This window comes from Listeria weihenstephanensis (assembly GCF_003534205.1).
GTDB classification, from domain to species: domain Bacteria; phylum Bacillota; class Bacilli; order Lactobacillales; family Listeriaceae; genus Listeria_A; species Listeria_A weihenstephanensis.
Genome location: NZ_CP011102.1, coordinates 2,583,597 through 2,604,085, shown reverse-complemented (window position 1 = coordinate 2,604,085; position 20,489 = coordinate 2,583,597). Strand labels below are relative to the sequence as shown.

At 42.1% G+C, this 20,489-nt stretch carries 21 protein-coding genes; 19 read left to right on the top strand and 2 right to left on the bottom strand.

Features of this window, described 5'->3' with window-relative positions; genetic code table 11:
- Positions 1 to 38: 38 nt before the first annotated feature.
- The 13 genes from UE46_RS12670 to UE46_RS12615 all read left to right on the top strand — a co-directional run bounded on the left by UE46_RS12670 (position 39) and on the right by UE46_RS12615 (position 11,623).
- Positions 39 to 758, top strand: coding sequence for an SDR family NAD(P)-dependent oxidoreductase (locus UE46_RS12670; protein WP_036058727.1), 720 nt, complete (start codon positions 39 to 41; stop codon positions 756 to 758).
- Positions 759 to 916: 158 nt separating this feature from the next.
- Positions 917 to 1,414, top strand: coding sequence for a VanZ family protein (locus tag UE46_RS12665; protein WP_036058729.1), 498 nt, complete (start codon positions 917 to 919; stop codon positions 1,412 to 1,414).
- A gap of 57 nt (positions 1,415 to 1,471) precedes the next feature.
- The gene (locus tag UE46_RS16355; protein ID WP_159103076.1) at positions 1,472 to 1,630 is read left to right on the top strand and encodes a hypothetical protein; all 159 of its coding nucleotides are present in this window, start codon (positions 1,472 to 1,474) and stop codon (positions 1,628 to 1,630) included.
- A gap of 71 nt (positions 1,631 to 1,701) precedes the next feature.
- The gene (locus tag UE46_RS12660) at positions 1,702 to 2,352 is read left to right on the top strand and encodes a uracil-DNA glycosylase (protein WP_036058730.1); all 651 of its coding nucleotides are present in this window, start codon (positions 1,702 to 1,704) and stop codon (positions 2,350 to 2,352) included.
- A 111-nt stretch (positions 2,353 to 2,463) separates the two neighbouring features.
- Positions 2,464 to 2,970: a GyrI-like domain-containing protein gene (locus tag UE46_RS12655; protein ID WP_036058731.1), complete on the top strand. Its 507-nt coding sequence runs from the start codon at positions 2,464 to 2,466 to the stop codon at positions 2,968 to 2,970.
- A gap of 180 nt (positions 2,971 to 3,150) precedes the next feature.
- Positions 3,151 to 3,963, top strand: a complete 813-nt coding sequence (locus UE46_RS12650) for a formate/nitrite transporter family protein (protein ID WP_036058734.1) — start codon at positions 3,151 to 3,153, stop codon at positions 3,961 to 3,963.
- A gap of 278 nt (positions 3,964 to 4,241) precedes the next feature.
- The gene (gene abc-f, locus UE46_RS12645; protein ID WP_118907673.1) at positions 4,242 to 5,804 is read left to right on the top strand and encodes a ribosomal protection-like ABC-F family protein; all 1,563 of its coding nucleotides are present in this window, start codon (positions 4,242 to 4,244) and stop codon (positions 5,802 to 5,804) included.
- Positions 5,805 to 5,896: 92 nt separating this feature from the next.
- Positions 5,897 to 7,111: a GNAT family N-acetyltransferase gene (locus UE46_RS12640; protein ID WP_036058735.1), complete on the top strand. Its 1,215-nt coding sequence runs from the start codon at positions 5,897 to 5,899 to the stop codon at positions 7,109 to 7,111.
- A gap of 16 nt (positions 7,112 to 7,127) precedes the next feature.
- Positions 7,128 to 8,051 carry a phosphotransferase gene (locus tag UE46_RS12635; protein ID WP_036058737.1) on the top strand — a complete coding sequence of 308 codons (924 nt, stop codon included), beginning with the start codon at positions 7,128 to 7,130 and terminating at the stop codon, positions 8,049 to 8,051.
- Positions 8,052 to 8,239: 188 nt separating this feature from the next.
- Entirely contained in the window at positions 8,240 to 8,941 is a 702-nt protein-coding gene (locus tag UE46_RS12630; RefSeq protein ID WP_036058739.1) for a carbonic anhydrase, read from the top strand.
- 89 nt (positions 8,942 to 9,030) lie between these two features.
- Positions 9,031 to 9,573, top strand: a complete 543-nt coding sequence (locus tag UE46_RS12625; protein WP_036058741.1) for an HD domain-containing protein — start codon at positions 9,031 to 9,033, stop codon at positions 9,571 to 9,573.
- A 134-nt stretch (positions 9,574 to 9,707) separates the two neighbouring features.
- Entirely contained in the window at positions 9,708 to 10,580 is an 873-nt protein-coding gene (locus tag UE46_RS12620) for an ROK family protein (RefSeq protein WP_036058743.1), read from the top strand.
- Between the two features lie 113 nt (positions 10,581 to 10,693).
- Positions 10,694 to 11,623, top strand: coding sequence for a nitronate monooxygenase (locus tag UE46_RS12615; RefSeq protein WP_036058746.1), 930 nt, complete (start codon positions 10,694 to 10,696; stop codon positions 11,621 to 11,623).
- 48 nt (positions 11,624 to 11,671) lie between these two features.
- Here UE46_RS12615 and argH read toward each other — a convergent pair whose 3' ends face one another.
- Positions 11,672 to 13,042, bottom strand: a complete 1,371-nt coding sequence (gene argH / locus UE46_RS12610) for an argininosuccinate lyase (protein WP_118907672.1) — start codon at positions 13,040 to 13,042, stop codon at positions 11,672 to 11,674.
- A gap of 3 nt (positions 13,043 to 13,045) precedes the next feature.
- Complete coding sequence (locus tag UE46_RS12605; RefSeq protein ID WP_036058747.1) at positions 13,046 to 14,260, bottom strand: argininosuccinate synthase; 1,215 nt, start codon at positions 14,258 to 14,260, stop codon at positions 13,046 to 13,048.
- Positions 14,261 to 14,500: 240 nt separating this feature from the next.
- Between UE46_RS12605 and UE46_RS12600 the strand changes: the two genes are divergently transcribed.
- The 6 genes from UE46_RS12600 (at position 14,501) to UE46_RS12575 (ending at position 20,433) form a co-directional block, all read left to right on the top strand.
- Complete coding sequence (locus UE46_RS12600) at positions 14,501 to 15,547, top strand: alpha/beta hydrolase (protein WP_036058749.1); 1,047 nt, start codon at positions 14,501 to 14,503, stop codon at positions 15,545 to 15,547.
- 94 nt (positions 15,548 to 15,641) lie between these two features.
- Positions 15,642 to 16,325: a response regulator transcription factor gene (locus UE46_RS12595; protein WP_036058750.1), complete on the top strand. Its 684-nt coding sequence runs from the start codon at positions 15,642 to 15,644 to the stop codon at positions 16,323 to 16,325.
- Between the two features lie 606 nt (positions 16,326 to 16,931).
- Positions 16,932 to 17,864, top strand: coding sequence for an ATP-binding cassette domain-containing protein (locus tag UE46_RS12590; protein ID WP_233230931.1), 933 nt, complete (start codon positions 16,932 to 16,934; stop codon positions 17,862 to 17,864).
- Positions 17,861 to 18,661: an ABC-2 family transporter permease gene (locus tag UE46_RS12585; RefSeq protein WP_036058753.1), complete on the top strand. Its 801-nt coding sequence runs from the start codon at positions 17,861 to 17,863 to the stop codon at positions 18,659 to 18,661. Before UE46_RS12590 ends, UE46_RS12585 begins: the two co-directional genes overlap by 4 nt.
- Before the next feature lie 37 nt (positions 18,662 to 18,698).
- Positions 18,699 to 19,583 carry a sensor histidine kinase gene (locus tag UE46_RS12580; protein WP_036058755.1) on the top strand — a complete coding sequence of 295 codons (885 nt, stop codon included), beginning with the start codon at positions 18,699 to 18,701 and terminating at the stop codon, positions 19,581 to 19,583.
- 10 nt (positions 19,584 to 19,593) lie between these two features.
- Positions 19,594 to 20,433 carry a CPBP family intramembrane glutamic endopeptidase gene (locus UE46_RS12575; protein ID WP_036058756.1) on the top strand — a complete coding sequence of 280 codons (840 nt, stop codon included), beginning with the start codon at positions 19,594 to 19,596 and terminating at the stop codon, positions 20,431 to 20,433.
- Positions 20,434 to 20,489 lie beyond the last annotated feature (56 nt).

Here is a 20,489-nt window from a genome sequence, read left to right as displayed (position 1 = left end):
TAGTGGTAGCGATATCACAAATAGGAGGAGACAAAACGATGACAAAGAAAGTCTTTATTACAGGCGCTAACAAAGGAATCGGCAAAGAAATCGCATATCAAATGGGGAAAAACGGCTGGACTGTTTTGATAGGCGCGCGTGATGAGAGTCGCGGGATTGCAGCTGCAGACGAGCTTAAAGCGAAAGGTATTGACGCAACGTATGTGAATGTTGATTTACAAAGTCATGAAACAATCACAGCCGCAGCAAATACGATTAAATCACAACATGCGGACCTTACCATGCTAATTAACAACGCGGGAATTCCAGGAGACATGAGAAAACCGGGTTATGAGTTTACGGTCGATGAGTTGCGACCAGTTGTAGAAACCAATGTTTTCGGTACGTTCGATCTTACGCAACAATTGCTCCCTGTCCTTGAAGCCAACAGCGGACGAATCTTAAATATGACGATACCAATTGGCATGTCTGATTTCTTTAATCCCTTTGCTTATAAAACGAGTAAGGCGGCACTTAACGCGATGACACAGAGTTTTGCGCAGAATTTTATGCAAGCAGGAAAAGCCGTTGAAATCTTTGGCATCATGCCTGGTGGTGTAACAACCGATTTAAATGATAACATGACAGGCGATTTCATGAAAACTGTTCCTGAGGCTGGTAAATTAATTACAGATATTATTTTTGATGGGATAAATCATAACGGCGAGATCATCAATTTCAACGGTAAAGTCGCGGATTATAATAACGGCTTGTTTTAAATCGACAATTAAAAATTGGGAGCTTTTAGTGAGATAAGACGTCTTGCTGGAAGCTTTTTTGTTTGTAGGGATGCTAATTAAAAATAAATGTCATTTTTTCATTTAAATTTAATCTTGCCATGTTAGACTAATAAGAAAACTGATTGGAAGTGCATTCTTTGCAACGCAGATTATCATGGTTATTTATTGGCCTAGCTTTGGTCATTATTGTTACTCTCTTTATTTCATCATCCCAAACGTATGAACAGCAGTCATTAGTATCTAATTTAGACAAAATATTGGCGAACAAGCCATTTGAAAAGCAATTATCGGCCATATCGTTCCATTACGCAGGTTCTGAGATTAGCATCGCAGCGAAAGGATACAGTTCTTTTGTCGAATTTTTCATCCGGAAAGGTGCGCATTTCTTCTCTTATGCTGTGCTTGGTTTTAGTTTATTTGTAGGACTCGGTGCATGGCTCAAGAAAAGTTGGTTAATCCTAACGCTCAGTGCAGGAATCCCGTTAGCGTATGCAGCTCTAGACGAATTCCACCAAATGCTGACTGGCGGCAGGACACCACTTGTACAAGATGTTATGCTAGATTTCACAGGAGCCCTTTTTGGCATTTTGATTGGATATGTGATCATCAAACGCGTAAATAAAAGTGCAGCATGAAAAAGGTAGCTTCTTACAAGAAAAAAAGTTATACTAGCTAAAAGGAGTGATTTCATTATGTGGTTTATTATCATGCTTGTCGTTCTCATCATTGCAATCATGTTTTTCCTCCCAAGCTTAACCGATCGAAAGAAAAAAAGTTCGGATAACCAAGAACAGACGCTCGGCGAAATCCAAACGCGTATCAATCAAAATAAAAATGGTCCATTATTGTAATACAAACAAAGCTTAGGCGCGAAATTCCTAGGCTTTTTTATATGAAAATACATAGAAAAAGGAGAATTCAAATGCAAAACGATTGGCAGGTACTTTTAAAAGAGGAGCAAGAAAAATCATATTTTAAAGCATTGCAGGATTTTATAGAGGAAGAATATGCGACAAAAACGATTTATCCGCCGCGTGATGCAATCTATCATGCGCTGGATCTCACCAGTTATGCGGATACGAAAGTCGTTATTTTAGGGCAAGATCCATATCACGGACCGAATCAGGCGCATGGGCTCAGTTTTTCTGTGGCATCCGATGAGGCGAAATTTCCGCCATCTGTTCGCAATATGTTCAAGGAATTGGAATCGGATCTGGGTGTAACGCGGGCAGATATTAATCTGACGGACTGGGCGGAGCAAGGCGTGCTACTACTCAACACGGTTTTAACGGTCGAAGCTGGAAAGGCGGCATCTCATCGTAAAAAAGGATGGGAAACGTTCACTGATACGATTATAAAACGACTAAATGAAAAAGATGAGCAGGTTATTTTTGTGTTGTGGGGAAATGACGCGAAAAAGAAGCAGGTGCTCATAACAAATCCGCAGCACAAAGTAATAACAGCGGTGCATCCAAGTCCATTATCGGCGTACAATGGTTTCTTTGGAAGTAAGCCCTACAGCCAAATTAATACCTATCTAAAAGAAGCTGGAAAAACACCGATTTCTTGGTAATATCTGATTATTGTCATTTTATGCATACGTATGATGAGATATTTCTCCCGATTTGTGGTATGATTTACGTGATCAAAGAGGCAACGAAATCCCATGAAGGAGTTGATTAAAATGGCTTTATCAGCTGCACGGTTTGAAGAACATGAAGGATTTTCTGCGGTTGCTCTTGTTTGGAAAGGCACTTTTGAGGAAGCGTTTCACGGTGAAGTGCACAAGACGATCAAAAAAATGCAGAATTGGGCGGAATCTCAGGATAGCCTGAAGTACGATGGGACTTTATTCGGGATGTCTGTTCATAATTTAGAGGATGGCTTTACGCATTATTCGGCTGTCAAGGCCAATTGGAAGCCAGAAAATGTGCCAGATGATATGGAATGGATTGAAATTCCAGCACACACTTATTTTGTTTGCGATCATCTTCCTGGTACCGATATTAATGAAACATACACAGAAGTCGCAGAACGCATTAAGGCGCGCGATTATCGACCATATATTACAGCGGAATATCCCGTTTTTGATGCCTTACCATTTAAAATTGAAGTATACAACATGATTGATAAACCGCGACATGAGCAGGGGTTCCACATTATGATTCCAGTAGTGAAGCATTTAGAATAAACGTAGAAACCAAGTGAACAGCTTTTTCCTAGAGTTGTTTATTTGGTTTTACATAGAAAGTACCTTGATCTGTCTTATGAAATGATTCATATGCAACATTTTGTGATCTGTTGAGCATTTTGTACTACAGCAAGTTTGCCAATATATGAAATAGAAAAACAGACGAAAGAAGGGATTTTTGTGGGCGCATACTATACACCACAAGAGACAGTAGATGAGACAATTAAGAAAGGGGTCGCAAAAGCAGAAACTTCCACATTCGCACTCGTTATTTTGGGTTTTCTCGGTGGTGCGTTTATCTCGCTCGGCTATTTACTCTATATTCGCGCGGTTGGAACGATGCCACATGAATGGGGAAGTTTCGCGACATTTATCGGAGCTAGCCTGTTTCCGGTAGGCTTGGTCTGCATTTTGTTAGGTGGTGGCGAACTGATCACAGGAAACATGATGGTCGTTGCGCTGGCCTGGTTTGATCGCAAAATTTCGATGAAGCAGTTATTGCGTAATTGGGGAATTGTGACAATTATGAATTTCGTGGGAGCGATCGCGATTGCCTTTTTCTTCGGGCATTTTGTCGGTCTCACAGAAGGCGATTTTTTGGCTAAAACCATTGCTACGGCGGGGGCGAAAATAAAAGATCCGTTCTGGGTCGCCTTTGTGTCAGGAATTGGCTGTAACTGGTTTGTAAGTATTGCGGTTTGGCTTTGCTACGCGGCGAAAGACTTCACTGGCAAAATTCTAGGGATTTGGTTTCCCGTTATGGCATTCGTAGCTATCGGTTTTCAGCACGTTGTCGCCAATATGTTCATCATTCCAGCGGCGATTTTCGCAGGAAGCTACTCGTGGGGTGACTTTATTAACAACGTGATTCCAGTTTATTTTGGGAATGTTGTCGGCGGGGCTGTGTTCGTTGCCCTATTTTATTATTTGGCTTATAAGAAAAATTTAGCGAAAGAAAAAGAGTTCGAAGCTAAAATTCCAGCAGAAGAATGAAGGTTTACTTTTTGTGAAGAATGAGCTATAATGAAACCATTAAATGCGAAGGGGTGTCTTTTGAGCCGATGAAAATGTAATCCTATTTTATAAGAGAATTCGAATAAGCGTTAAAGAAAACGGGCTGTGTGCCTGATTTTTTAGCGAACGAAATTTTCTAGAATGGGATTGCTGTGCTCAAAATGACGCAGCGCGAATAAAGATGAGTTTGTGTGTTGGCAACGGCTAACAGGCTTGTTTTCTGACTTCCTATTCTAGAATGAATAGGAGGTTTTTTTATGTTACTAGAGATAAATGATGTGAAGAAAGAAATCGCGGATCGGGTGTTGTTTGAAATTCCGCACTTGACGGCGAATCGTGGTGAACGGATTGGGATTGTTGGGCGCAACGGACTTGGAAAGACGACGTTGCTTGAAATCATGGTTGGGGAACAAACCCCTGATCAAGGCAATGTCACGCGAAATGGGACGGTGGGATATATCCCGCAAATTTTGCCCGAGGATGCGAAACTTTCTGGTGGTGAGAAAACGCGGAAAGCGGTGCAACGGATTTTAGCGGAACAACCGAATTTACTTTTTGCGGATGAACCGACATCGAATTTGGATGTGGATAGCGTGAAACATTTGGAGCGGCAGTGGAAGCGGTTTGCTGGGACTCTATTCGTGATTTCACATGATCGGATGTTCTTGGACGCGATTTGTACGACGATTTGGGAATTGGATCAAGCGCGAATCACGGTTTATCCAGGAAATTATAGCGCGTATGAGGCTGCGAAAGGGCTGGAACGAGATAGAGCTGAGGCAGGCTATGAGCAATACCAAGCTAAAAAACGGCAATTAGAGGAGTCGCAAGAGCATCATGAAAAAACGGCGCAAGGACTCCGAAAACCGAACAAACGCTTCTCCTCAAGACAGATCCGAGCAGCGAAACCGGGAAAGGGTGTCCAGGAGAAGAAGCAACATAAGACAATTAAGGCGCTCGAACAACGAATAGACCGTTTGGAGAAAGTTGATAAGCCATTTCGCCAAAAAACGATTAAAATTACGTTGCCAGAAGGAAGTCAAATTAAGCAAGGAAATACGGTGCTGCGGACGAATAAATTGAGCGCGAAAGCAGGCAAAAAAATGCTGTTTTCAGACGCGACTTTTAGTTTGAAAAGTGGTGAGAAAATAGCGCTAATCGGGAAAAATGCGAGTGGTAAAACAACATTTTTACGTCAAATTATGAACGAAAATGATGCTGTTACGCGAGGAGATAAGGTTAAAATTGCTTATTTTGATCAGCAGTTGAAACAAGTGGATCTTACAAAAACATTGTGGGAGAACATCAAAGAAGTCAGCGTTCATGATGACCAAATGAATCGGGATTGTCTTGGTAGTTTGCAGTTTGTTGCGGATGATTTGGTGAAAGACACAACGGTTTTATCTGGTGGAGAGCGCGTGAAGTTGTCGCTGGCGATGATTTTACTGAGTGATGCGAACGTGCTAATTTTAGATGAGCCGACAAATTATTTGGACATTAACGCGATGAAGGCATTGGAAGAGCTGATTGATGGCTATTCTGGAACGGTTTTATTTGTATCACATGATCGGACTTTTGTGAGGAAGGTTGCGACGACACTTTTGGTTTTGGAAAATGAGAAATTGCAGCTGTTTGCTGGTAGTTATGACGAATGGGAAGACGCGAAAAAGACGTCTGAAACGCGTATAGAAGAAGATAAATTATTGATCGAAATGGAGATGTCGGCTATCGCGGCAAAACTGATGGACCCGCAATTAACGGCAGTGAAAAAAGCCGAGTTGGAAGCGCGTTACCAAGAAGTGGTTGCAAAACGAAAGTAAAGGGATTGCGAAATAGGGCGGTTTCCATGTACAATAGAGAGGTATATTGTGAAAATCGATATTGGTAAAATTCGAGGAGAGAGGTAGAAAATATGGGACAGCAAAATGTCCAAGATCGCTTAGAGATGAAAAAATTGGAAATGGAGCATTTATCGCAGTTTAATGAGTTGTTACGCTATGTGTTTCAGGTGACGAATCAGGAGCTTCACGAAGTTGGCTGGGCGGAGGATGAGATTGAACAAGCAAAACGTCCGGTCTTGCGAAAAGCGGATGTGATTGGCTGGTTTGACGGGGATAAGTTGATCTCGCAAATGGCAGTCTATCCAATGCATGTAAACATCTTTGGTGAAATTTTTAAAATGGGCGGTGTGACTGGAGTTGGAACGTATCCAGAGTATGCTAATTTTGGTTTGATGCACCGTTTAATGCGACAAAGTTTGAAGGAAATGCGTGATCGGGAACAGACGATTTCGTATTTGTATCCATATTCTGTGCCATACTATCGTCGAAAAGGCTGGGAAATTATTTCGGATGTGATGACGTTTACTATTAAAGATACGCAACTTCCAGAAAATGTGCCCGTTCGTGGTATGGTCGAGCGTCTTGATATTGAGCATGAAGATGTGCTGAAAACATATGATCACTTCGCTAAAACGCAACATGTGGCGATGATTCGTGATTCGCTTGCTTGGGAAGAATATTGGCGCTGGGAACGCGAGGAAATGATCGCGGCAGTGTATTATGATGAGAAAAACGAACCACAAGGCTTTATGTATTATTGGATTGCAGATGATGTTTTTCATATGAAGGAAATGGTTTATTTAACGCAAGAAGCGCGACATGGTTTGTGGAATTTTATTAGTGCGCATTTTTCGATGGTAACGCATGTGAAAGGGAAAATGTACACGAATGAACCGATTGCATTCTTGATGGAAGATAGTGATATTACGGAGACGATTCACCCGTATTATATGGCGCGGATTGTTGATGTGGAAGGATTCTTCAGGAAGTTTCCATTTGCGGAAAAACAGGCTGATTTTCATTTTGTTGTGACGGATAGTTTGCTGGAATGGAATCAAGGCGTATTTGCGTTTGAGTGGGATGAAGACGGTGATTTTAAAATAGTGAAGGAAGCGCGTGGTGAAGCGGTTGAGATTGATATACAGACGTTGACAACGATGTTCTTTGGCTACAAACGTCCGAAATATTTACGCAAAAATGGACGCTTGATGGCGAGTGACGCGGTTATAAAGCAGCTGGAGAAAATGATTCCGAATGAGACGCCTTATTTCTCTGATTATTTTTAAGTAAGGAGCTAGGGAGATGCTAGAAAAACCTATTTTTGCGTCATTAGCGGATTTCCGAGAGCAGTTGGAATGTGCCGAATTTTGGTGGCCACATGCGAAGGAAGTTTTGATACGACATGATTTGCTCGTTGGTGAATGGGAGCCTGTGGCAGGAACTGGCGGGACGTATCCAACGATCATTCATGGTGAAGTCGTTGTTAAGTTTTTTGGATACACGAAGCAATGGCGTACAAGTTTTGAACAGGAAAAAGTCGCACAAATGGTGTTGGCGCAAAGGATAGAGATAGCGGTGCCGACGATTTTGGCGTCTGGTATTTTGTATGATGATGCGTGGGGATATCTTGTTATGAGCAAGATGTCGGGATTATCATGGGAACATTCGGATCTGACAGGGCTAGAAAAACAAGCGGTTGCGATGGATTTAGGTCGCCAAATTGGGCTTGTTCACGCGCTTGCTTTTTCAAAGGATTACGAGACAAGCCTTCTTGAACTGGATCTTATTTCGGCGGCGCAACAAAGCTCATTTCCTGCGCATTTGATACCGCAAATTGAGGCGTATGTTGATAGAGTGCCACCGCTTGATACTGTATTTGTTCATGGTGATTTGATGGAACGCCATGTTTTTACGGCGAACGGCAGGTTAACTGGTATCATTGATTGGGGTGACGCAGCTGTTTTTGATCGGCATTATGAGCTTGCTAAACTACATCTGGATTTATTTGATTGTGATAAGCAGTTATTACGTTTGTTTTTGGAGGCTAGTCATTGGCCGGTGACGGAGGATTTTGCGCATAAGGCACTTGTACTTGCGATTTATAGACAAGCATATGGACTTACGCAACACCACACGATGGACGTTTTTTACAAGCTGCCACAGTTATTTAATTTGGAGGAATTTACGAGCATAGAAGAGCTTTCTAAAGCCTTATTTAAGGTTTAATAGATCAAGGAAATACCTAGATTTTATGGGTATTTTTTTGTTCTTCGAGAAAACATACTGGCAATTTCGCAGATTTTCAGTATAATAAAAAGAACATAAAAAAATAACTTGAGGAACTATTCACGAAATATTTGCATAATAGGGGTTACAAAATAAAGCGCAAATTTTTATGAAAAGAGGAATGATGCATGACAGAGCCACTTGTGAAATGGTCCTATGAAGGGGAAAAGGGACCGCATTATTGGGGACATATTTGTGAGGAGTATGAAATCGCAAAGTCTGGAAAGAGCCAGTCACCAATAGATATTCATATGGAGAAAGTGATGGAAGTACAGGGGGCTGCACCGCTAGAACTGAATTATAAGCCAACAAAATATACAGTAAGACGTGTCGAGAATTCGGTGCATCTTTTTCCAAAGGACAAGGAACAAGGATTGACGTTTGATGGGAAAAGATATAATTTGATCGCGTTTCATGGTCATATACCGAGTGAGCACACGCTAAACGAGCACTATTTTGCGATGGAATGGCATTTGGTGCACATGAATGAATTAGGAGAGCGTCTTGTTCTAGCCGTTTGGATGGAGCAGGAATTAGAAGGTAGCGATTTTGGCGAGCTAGCGGAGATTTTTCCACAAGTATTTGCTGATTTTGGCATTGAAAAAGAGATTTCGTTAGATGTTTCTGGCTTTTTACCTGAAAAAAGAGCATACTTTAAGTACCAAGGATCGTTAACGACACCGCCGACATTCGAAGGAGTGACTTGGATCGTGATGAGAGAGGCTACAAGCATTGCTGAGGAAGATTTCGTGGCTTTCCAGGATATTATCCAGGATACGAATCGACCGCTGCAAGAGCTAGGTGATAGGCAAATTCATCACAGCGCGTGACGACAGATGGTATAAATTTAAAGAATTACACTCAAACTGGGGCTATTTCATTTTCTTTAGCCCTGCGTTTGAATTAAAGGAGAATGGAAATGTACCAGCAAGCGAGTGCTTTTGCAGCGAAGGCGCATCAGATGCAGCGTCGTAAAATAACCGGTGAGCCGTATTTTTCGCATCCGCGGAATGTGGCTAATTTGTTGCGCAAAGCGGGGTTTCGCGAGGAGGTTGTGGCAGCAGGATTTTTGCACGATGTGGTGGAGGACACGCCGGTAACGTTGGATGAGATTCGGGCGCTTTTTGGTAATGATGTGGCAAAGCTTGTGGAATCGCATACGGAGGATAAATCGCAAACATGGGAGGAACGCAAAAGTCATACGATTGACGCGGTTCGAACGGGGACTTTGGAGGAAAAGGCAATTATCGTAGCGGATAAATTGGATAACTTGCAGTCTATTAAATATGCGCTGAGTTCAGAAGGAAACAAGGTCTGGGGCTATTTTAAACGCGGTTATGAATTGCAAAAATGGTACAATGAAGGTATTGTGAGCAATATGTATGAGGGGCTTCGAGACGAGGAAATTCCGGCTTATTTCAAGGAATATGAGCGGTTGTGTCGCTGGATATTTAGAAAGTGATTTTTTAGGTTTAAATATCTGTTAAATTAGGTATTTAGAATCTAAATGATGAGTTTTTAGACAATAGACTTTTAAAATAAGCTTTTGTGATGTAGAATGAAAACGAATACATAAATGAATGAGGAGTGAAGCGAATGGTTTTTGGAGCGATTGAGGCTGGTGGTACGAAATTTGTTGTGGCGGTTGGTGATGCGTCTGGTAATGTTTTAAAACGGGAGACTTACCCGACAACGGAACCTGCGGAAACAATGCGGTCTGTGGAGCAATTTTTTAAGCAGTATGAAGGGGAATTAGAGGCGATTGGTGTTGGGTCGTTTGGTCCGATAGATGTGCGTAAATCGAGTCCTACGTATGGTTATATCACGTCTACACCGAAGTTGGCATGGCGAAATTATGATATTGTTGGTGCGCTCAAAAAAGCTTTTTCTGTGCCGATCGGATTTACAACGGACGTGAATGCGGCAGCGCTTGGTGAGGTGACGCTTGGTGCGGCAGAAGGGTTATCGAGTTGTATGTACATTACGATTGGTACTGGAATCGGTGCTGGCGCTGTGGTCAACGGTAAGATATTAGAAGGATATTCGCATCCAGAAATGGGGCATATTATGGTGCGACGCCATAAACACGATCGCTATCAAGGGAATTGTCCGTATCATGATGATTGTCTAGAGGGTCTAGCAGCGGGTGGCGCGATTGAAAAACGTTGGGGTAAAAAAAGCATAGAACTAGCTGAAAATGAAGAAGTTTGGAATTTAGAAGCGCATTATATCGCACAAGCCTTGATGAACTATAGCTTAATTTTGTCACCAGAGCGAATTGTGATCGGTGGTGGCGTAATGAAACAGCGCCAAGTATTCCCGCTAGTTCGTAAAAAATTAAAGACGTTGATCGCAGGTTATATCCAATTACCGAATTTGGAAGAATATATTGTTCCGCCGAAATTGGAGGATGATGCTGGGATTACGGGCTGTATTTTGCTGGCAGTGAAGGCGAAAGAAGCGCATTGATATAAAGCGGAGAACAACCATTTTTTGATGAGGTGGTTGTTTTTTGAATGCCATTGTGAGAAAATATACATGGAGTAAGGATCTTATGGAAAACTGTATCGGAGGAGAAAATCATGTCAATAACGGAATTATTACACATCAAATATCCTATTATGCAAGGTGCGATGGCACAAATCGCGAAGGCGCCGCTTGTTGCAGCTGTGTCGAATGCTGGCGGACTCGGAATTATCGCATCGGGCGGTATGAGCGGAGAGGAACTGCGCGCCGAAATTCAGAAAACAAAAGCGTTGACGGATAAACCGTTTGGCGTTAACTTGATGCTGATGATGACGAATATCGAGGAATTAACGACGGTGATTATTGAAGAAGGCGTGAAAGTAGTCACGACAGGCGCGGGAACACCGAAAACGTATATGCCAATCTGGAAGGAAGCAGGGATTACTGTGATTCCAGTTGTTCCTTCTGTGATGATTGCACGCAAAATGGAGCAGCTTGGCGCTGACGCTGTTGTGGCGGAAGGTACGGAAGCTGGTGGACATGTTGGCGAAACAACAACGATGGCGCTTTTGCCGCAAGTAGTAGACGCTGTGTCGATTCCAGTTATTGCGGCTGGCGGGATTGGTGATGGACGCGGGATTGCCGCAGCTTTTGCGCTTGGAGCCCAAGGTGTTCAGATTGGAACCAGGTTCCTCGCAACGGATGAATGTCCTGTACACGAGAATTTCAAGTTAGCTTGTTTGAAGGCGAAAGATCGCGATACAGTTGTGACAGGACGTCGTAACGGCGCGCCAGTCCGCAGCATCAAAAATAAAATGATTAAAGAATATCAACGACTAGAAGACGAAAATGTGGATCGCGATGTGCTCGAAGAATTGACACTCGGCTCACTACGCAAAGCTGTGCAAGAAGGCGACACGGAAAACGGTTCGGTTATGGCGGGGCAAATTACAGGCATGATTACCGAAATTAAACCTGTTGACGCGCTGATTCAAGAAATGATGACGCAAGCAACAGAAACGGCAAGTGCTTTAACCATCAAATAAAAAATAGGATTGGACGTCAAATCATTATGCTGACATCCAATCCTATTTTTATAGTGTTTGTTTTGCTTTTTCAATCATCGCTTTAATCTGGTCGAAACCTGTACCACCATAGGAATTACGTTTCGCAACGGCGGTGTAGGAAGCCAGCGCGTCATAAATATCTTGCTCAATAACGGGCTGAATAGATTGATAATCTTCGAGCGCCACATCCTGCAAGTAGATCCCTTTTTGCGTACAATCGAGCACGAGTTTCCCAACGATTTCGTGGGCTTCGCGGAATGGAACGCCTTTTTTAGCAAGGTAGTCGGCAAGTTCAGTCGCATTAGAAAAATCTTTTTGCGTCGCGTTTTCCATCACGGTTTCGTTCACCTTCATTGTTTCAATCATCCCCGCAAAAATATCGAGGCTCGTTTTCACCGTATGAACCGTGTCAAACATGCCTTCTTTGTCTTCCTGCAAATCCTTATTATACGCGAGAGGTAAGCCTTTAAGCACCGTCAAAAGTCCGAATAGATTGCCGTAAACACGCCCAGTTTTCCCACGAATCAACTCCGCCATATCGGGGTTTTTTTTCTGTGGCATAATGCTGCTTCCCGTCGCAAACGCGTCAATCAACTCGACAAACTGGAACTCATGGCTCGTCCACAAAATCAATTCCTCACAAAAACGCGACAAATGCGTCATCAAAAGGGCGCTATTACTCAAAAATTCGATAATAAAATCGCGATCACTAACGCCGTCCAAACTATTATCATACATCGCGCTAAAACCAAGTTGTTCAGAACTAAACGCCCGATCAATCGGAAAAGTCGTCCCGGCGAGCGCCGCACAACCAAGAGGGGAAATATCAATCCGCTTCATGCTCTCCGTCAAACGCTCCAAATCACGGCTAAACATACCGTAATAAGCCAATAAATGATGCGCGAAAGAAATTGGCTGCGCGTGTTGCAAATGCGTATAACCAGGCATAATCGTCTCGACATGACTCTCCGCTTTCACCACAAGCACCGTCCGCAAATGCGCCAAAGAAGCCATAATCTCGGTCACCGCTTCCTTCAAATACAAATGCATATCCGTCGCGACCTGGTCATTCCGACTCCGCGCCGTATGTAATTTCCCAGCCACAGGACCTATTTCTTCATGTAGCAATTTCTCGATGTTCAGATGAATATCCTCGTTCACCACGCTAAATTCCAATTCACCAGCCGCCAATTTTCCAACCAGAACCTCAAGTCCAGCCGTGATTTGCGCCGCTTCATCCACCGAAATAATGCCACATTTCCCGAGCATTGCCACATGCGCCAAGCTTCCCGTGATATCTTGTTTTGCCAGTTTTGCATCAAAGGAAATCGAGGCGCCGAATTCATCGATCCACGCCTCACTTTTTCCTTGAAAACGACCGCCCCATAATTTTTCCATTGTTTACACCTCTGTTTTCGCGTTTAATTTTGAGTTGACTTCTGCGCTAACTTTCGTTGGCAAGCCCCAAAGTTTGATGAATCCAACCGCTGCATCTTGGTCGAATGTATCCGCCGAAGTGTACGTGGCCAAGTTCTCGTCATACAATGAATTCGGCGATTTACGACCTTCCACAATCGCATGACCTTTGAAAAGTTTCATCCGAATCGTACCGTTCACATATTTTTGCGTATCTTTCAAGAAGGCTACGAGCGAACTTGTAAGCGGTGAGAACCAAAGCGCGTTGTAGATAACTTCGCTGATTTTCTGCTCGATTACCGGTTTGAAATGCGCGACTTCACGAACAAACGTCAAATCTTCTAGCTCTTTATGCGCCGTAATTAGGGCAACCGCAGCAGGGCACTCGTAAACTTCGCGTGATTTAATGCCGACAAGACGATTTTCAATATGATCAATCCTACCAACACCGTGCGCGCCGGCAATCTTGTTTAATTTTTGAATCAGAACAGCTAGGCTCAGTGACTCACCGTTCAAAGCAACCGGAACCCCAGCTAAAAACTCGATTTCGATGATTTCTGGTGTATTTGGCGTATCTTCTAGGGCAACCGTCAAGTCATACGCGGCTTCTGGCGGTGCAACCCACGGATTTTCTAGAACGCCACACTCATTGGAACGTCCCCACAAGTTTTGATCGATAGAAAACGGATTATCGAGGTCAATCGGAACCGGAATATTATGTTTTTGCGCGTATTCGATTTCTTCTTCCCGCGACCATTTCCAGTCACGAACGGGCGCAACGACTTTCAAATCAGGTGCTAGGGCGTTGATTGCCACTTCGAAACGAACTTGGTCATTTCCTTTTCCAGTACAACCGTGAGCGATAGCGGCTGCGCCTTCTTGTCTAGCGACTTCCACGAGTTTTTTCGCAATCAACGGACGAGAAAGTGCTGAAATCAGCGGATACTTTCCTTCATAATAAGCGTGGGCCTGCAGAGCGATTAAAGCAAAATCTTCCGCAAATTCCTCGCGCGCATCAATTGTATAGGAGGCAGAAGCACCAACTTGAATCGCCTTTTCTTTAATAAATTCCAAGTCTTTTCCTTCGCCAACGTCTAAACAACATGCAATCACGTCATAATTTTCTTCGGCCAACCATTGAATGGCAACGGAGGTATCTAAACCACCAGAATAAGCAAGAACGATTTTTTCTTTTGTCATCTCTACATCCCCTTTTATTAATAATTATACATTTCGATAAAACTAATAATACCATCATACGAATAGAAATTCAACTATTTTATTTATATTTATTCATAAATATGTTTAAATATCCGATATCTAGAAACGGAAATCGCATCAACTTGCGTGTTTTCCCGACCTATAAATTGGTTAAAATTTTTCAAAACTGCTATACTAAAAGGGTGAATTACTGAGAATATATATGAGGAGTGAGTGTCATTGAAACAGATATTAAAATGGATTGGTGTTATTATTGTCAGCGTCGTGTTATTACCACTAGTTGTGATTTTCTTCATCTATAAGAAAGCAGTTGGTAAACGGGAATACGATCCTAAAGTACTCGACAACTTAGAAGAAGCAGCGCAAGATTATGTGAAAAAGACAGCGCCACTTTCGGATGTAGATTCGCGTTATAAATACATTCGCTTAGCTCAAAAAGCACTTCCAGCAGCTAAAGAAATTGAAGTTGGCGAAATTGAAAACAAAAAAATTGACGGTCCAGGCGGCAAAATCAACCTGCGTATTTATTCTCCAGAAGTAGACGGCCCATACCCATTGATGGTTTATTTTCACGGTGGCGGTTTCGTTACTGGTAGCGTACAAACAACAGATGGTATTGCGCGTAGATTAGTGCAAACAACAGGCTATCGCGTTATTTCAGTAGATTATCGTTTAGCACCAGAAAATCCTTTCCCAGCAGCGATTGAAGATGCATATGCGACACTTGTCTGGATTTCAAAACACTTAACAAGCTTGCGTTCTAAATCCAATGAAATCGTTGTAGCAGGTGATAGCGCTGGTGGTAATATTGCTGCCGTTGTTTCTCAATTAGCTAAATCAAAAGGAACACCAAATATCACGAAGCAAATTTTGCTATATCCACCAGTTGATATTTTCTCACGAGATGCTTCGGTATTATATCCTTCGATGGACGAGTTTGCAGAGGGCTATGTTTTGACAAAAGAATCGCTTGATAAATACTTCAAGCTTTACTTATCTGGCGCAACAGATCGTAAATATGATCCACTAGTTGCTCCGATCCGTACGAAAGATGCATCGGAATTACCAGCAGCATTCATTGCAACCGCTGAATACGATCCATTGCGCGATCAAGGCGAAGGATATGCTAAAAAGCTAAAAGATGCTGGCGTACCAGTGTTTGCTAAGCGCTTTGAGAAGGTACCACATGATTTCATGAATACACCTTCCGCTGCGACAGACGAAACGTTTGAATTAATCAGTGAGTTCTTAGAAGAGAAAATATAATCAGAAGAAGGTAGTGGTGTTTTTCGCATCGCTATCTTTTTTTGCGATTTTAGGATAATTATGAGAATATAGAGGAAAGAAGGGGCGTGAATTCATGAACTTAGGAAAAATTTTGATTGCAGAAGATGACAATGATATCAACCACCTTATTTCAGATGTGTTAACGCGCGAAGGCTACACGGTCACACAAGCGTTTTCAGGCACCGAGGCGAAATTATATTGGAATAGCGAAACATTTGACCTGTTACTGTGCGATTTGATGCTCCCAGGAATGACAGGCGAGGAGCTCATTGCGGAAATCACCGCCAAACAAGCCGTACCGATTATCGTTATATCAGCTAAAAATACAGTGATGGACAAAGTGGAGCTATTAAAACTCGGAGCAAGCGATTATATGACAAAACCGTTTGATATAGAAGAATTACTGGCACGAGTAGAAGTACAGTTGCGCAAAGCGGGGACAGCACCAGTTGAGGAGAAATCGTTAACTTGGAAAGGATTATCGTTATCAACAGATCGTTATAGCGCACAATACGAAGGAACAGAAATAAGACTGACAGCACGTGAATTTGGTATATTACAATTATTGATTAGCAACCCAAGTAAAGTTTTCACAAAAGAGAACATCTTCGCATCCGTTTGGGGCGAGACGGAGTTCATTGATGAAAACACTGTGAATGTACATATGAGTAATATTCGCGGAAAGCTAGGAAAAGTGGCGCCAGAGCAAGAGTTTGTGGAGACGGTTTGGGGGATTGGGTTTAAAATGAAAAATTGAAAAGCGGAAACAGCCCGTTAGATCCGACAAAATTTGTTAGGGGGCGCAGATAAATCCCTCTCCTGGATTTTTCGGAGGCACCGAAAATTTCGAGGATCTGGCTGTTGGAGCTAGATCCGAAGGCGGCCAAACATGACCCAAACCAAAACCAGAGACAGCACAAATCCATTATACGAAACAAAGCCGAGAAGAGAGCAACCATCTTTTCTTGGCTTTATTTGTACTTAGCTTAAAAAACTTAGAGAAAAAATCCCTCCATCAAAAATCCAGCTAATTCTAAATTCTTTGGCTCGTTTGCTACTTTTTTCTTAGTTTTGCAATTGTTCACACCACTCATCACATCAGCGGGAATTATCTGTTCAGTTGTGCATCCCAATCTCGCGATCCAGCTTCGACAGCCAGTCCCTCGAAATTTTCGTGGCCTCCGCAAAAGTCAAAAGAGGACTTTTACTGCGCCCCCTAACAAATTTTTTCGGGCCTAACGGGCTGTCTCAGCACTTCTTAATGTTTCCTTAAGTTTTCATTCATAAAAACTTGAGACTTCCAAGTTATAGTTAGGTTATCGAAAAGAAGCAATCAAATACGCAATCAAAAACCAAGAAGGGAATGAATAATAAAATGAGAGAAATAGTTCTAGAAACAGCGGCACTTTCAAAGAAATTTGGTAACAATTATGCAGTGGATCATGTCAACATGACGGTTCAAAAGGGGGATATATACGGCTTCATCGGTAAGAATGGCGCAGGTAAAACAACCTTTATTCGTCTAATTACAGATTTAATGCATACAAACGGCGGGGACATCGCGTTATTCGATTCCAGCCACCCGAAAGACATTAAACTCGCACGCAAACGTATGGGAGCGGTCATTGAAGGCCCGTCTTTATATCCAAATTTAACGGCCTATCAGAACCTTAACTATTACATCCTCCAAAAAGGAATTCCAGATAAAAAACGTATCGACGAAGTATTAGAATTTGTCGGCTTAGAAAATACAGGACGCAAGAAATATCGTAATTTTTCAATGGGAATGAAGCAACGTCTTGGTATCGCACTTGCTATTTTGCACCAACCAGATTTCCTCATTCTAGATGAGCCAATTAACGGTCTTGACCCAATGGGAATTATCGAAATTCGTAACATTATTTTAAAATTAAATGAGGCATACGGAACAACTGTTTTTATCTCAAGTCATATTTTGACAGAATTAGCGCTAGTAGCCAACCGTTACGGTATTATCAATAATGGACGACTGGTGAAGGAGCTTTCAAAAGAAGAATTAGAATCGGAAAGCAGACGTTATCTTGTTCTGAAAACCGTGAATAAAGAGGCAGCGGTCATGCATTTGGAGAGTTTTCTCGAAGTGCATCAATATGAAGTGCATAGCGACGGCAGTATCCGAATTTTCGATTTTATCGATCACCCAGAGCGCATTAGCCAAGTGATGTTTGACGCGGGGATTATTATTACCGAACTAAAAGTCGTAGAGGCGAATTTGGAAGAATACTTTATTGATTTAATTGGAGGAGAAGACAAATGATGGGATTAATGAGAGCAGATACGTATCGATTAACAAAAGGGAAGATGTGGATGCCGTTCGCGACACTGATCATCATCGCGATAGCTGTCTCAGGGCTGATATACCTTGCGCTAAATGTGGATTGGATTTCTTTATCGGCAGAAGGCGGAACGGAGCTTACCACGGCAGACAAGGATATACTTACTCAAATGCTTACTGGAACACAGGTCGCGCAAATTATGTTGTCATTTACCATTGTACTAGCGATGGCGTTCATCTCGATATTCTCGAACCTATGGAGCATTGAATTCTCGGCAGGCGTAGCAAAGAATGTACTCGTATCAGGCGTATCACGCACAACTTTCTACTTTTCAAAATTGGCAACAGGTTGGGCAGTCGGAGCATTAATGTTAGTCGTATACACAATGGCGATTGGAATTTCCGCACAGCTTTTTGTCGGACATCTTGATTTTGGCGCATTAGTACTTAGCATGTTGGCTCAATTACCGCTATATCTGGCGCTAATCACAATTGGTTTTTTCCTATTCATCATCATTCCAAAAGAAAGCATCGCAATCGTGACGTACATTCTTGTATTTTTATTCAGCGAAACGATTATTAAGAACCTAGTCAATGTTTTCCTACCAAAATGGACGATCATTAAAGACATGTTCCTATTCAGCAAAATTGGCGTGATGTCAGATCTATCAACCTTAAGTCAGCACGCGATCACAACGAATATACTAACAGGAATCGCGTACATGGTCATATTTACGATTTTAGGTTGGTTGGTTTTCCGCTATAAAGAGATCAAGTAATATGTTAAAATAAAGGCAGAGAGGGGAGTGGAGCGCTGTGGTTTATATTTTAGGAGTTGTTATTGTCATTTTGCTCGGTTGGATATTTCTAATAAAGAAACAACTGCGAACAACAACCGCAAAAATTAAAGATATCGCGAGGCGACGAGGCTCCAATGAGCAGCTAACCATGGACATTGCTTCACCAGAAGTTAGGCAACTACTCCTCACTGTCAACGAATTATTAGACGCAAAATCGAAAACGGAACGTAAATTCCAAATGTTAAATAAAGAGTTGCGGGAGACAATTGAAAATGTTTCCCACGACTTAAGAACACCGCTAACCTCTTTATCTGGCTATTTACAACTCATGGAGCGCGACACATTGACACCAGAAGAACGCGAGAAGTATAGCCTCATCATCAAAAATAAAATCCAAACCCTGACCGAACTCGTTGAAAATTTCTTTGTTTTATCGAAGTTATCAAGCGATGAAGGGAAGTTACACTTAGAATCGATTGATTTATCTAATTTTGTAACAGAAGCAGTGGCCTCTTATTATGAAGATTTTTCGAAAAAAGGCGTCCAACCAGAACTTGAGATGGAGCCTGGTATTAAAATAAATGCAGATTATAAGGCGTTACAACGAATGGTGGACAACTTTATTTCGAATATGCTGAAACACGGAGAAGGCCCGATGAAAATATCGCTCACAACGCAACAAGGAAAAGCTAGGTTATCATTTGCCAATCAAGCCAGTCATTTGACGGACGCAGATATACCGCGATTAATTGAACGATTCTATACAGCAGATCGCGTTCGAAGTGGTAACAATACTGGTCTTGGCTTAGCAATCATCGACTTGTTAGCGAAAAAATCTGGCGCCAGTTTTGCGGTGGATTTTGAGGACAGCATTTTGACGTTTACAGTGGTATTCAAATAAGGGGGATTTTATGAAGAAGTTAGGGGAAGTTAGTGGAAAGATAGCTCTATTACTGGTGGGTATGTTCGTGTCAACTGCCCTATTGATCGGTGTCATGTATGTGATAGCGATCTTTTTGGGTACAACGGATGTTATCATGGAAATGGCAGAAATATTTACACCAGTGGCGATGATTATTCCGGCAATTATTCTATATTATTCGTTTAAAGAGAAACGGTATTTTTCATTAAAGCTGCGTCATGCACATAGTTTTAAAAATATGGGAATCGGTGCTTTACTTGGTATTCTTGCAATAACCGCTAGTTTTCTTATTATTTGGTTGTTCGGTGGCGTGAAGGTCGTTGCGATACATCACATATTAGCCGACGCCTCGTTTTGGAGAGCAGTTGTCCTATTTTTGCTCGTTGCCCTTGGGGAGGAACTTTTTTCAAGAGGATATATTTATAATTTAGTCAAAACAAGGTACACGATGCCAATTGGTATTATCGTATCTTCCATCTTATTCGCACTGATGCACGCGGCAAATCCAGCAGTTTGGGGCTCTCTATGGCCAATGTTGAATATCTTTTTAGCAGGAGTCGTATTGGCGCTCATTTATGAAGTATTTCAATCTCTATGGGCCGCTATCGGATTTCATTTCACATGGAACTTACTTCAAGGGAATATTTTTGGCTTCGAAGTTTCCGGTGGATCGTTTGGAACGAGCTTGCTTGAAATAAAAAAGAATAGCAGTTCGGGCGATTGGCTAACAGGAGGCGCTTTTGGAATAGAAGGCAGTGCCGTTAGCGTTTTTATCCTGATTATTTTCACCATTATATTAGTAATAAAAATACGAACCGCCAAAAATTAAAAAAAGCGCTGGTGCAAGGAGTTTTTAAATAACTCTTTTGCCTCAGCGCTTTTTCT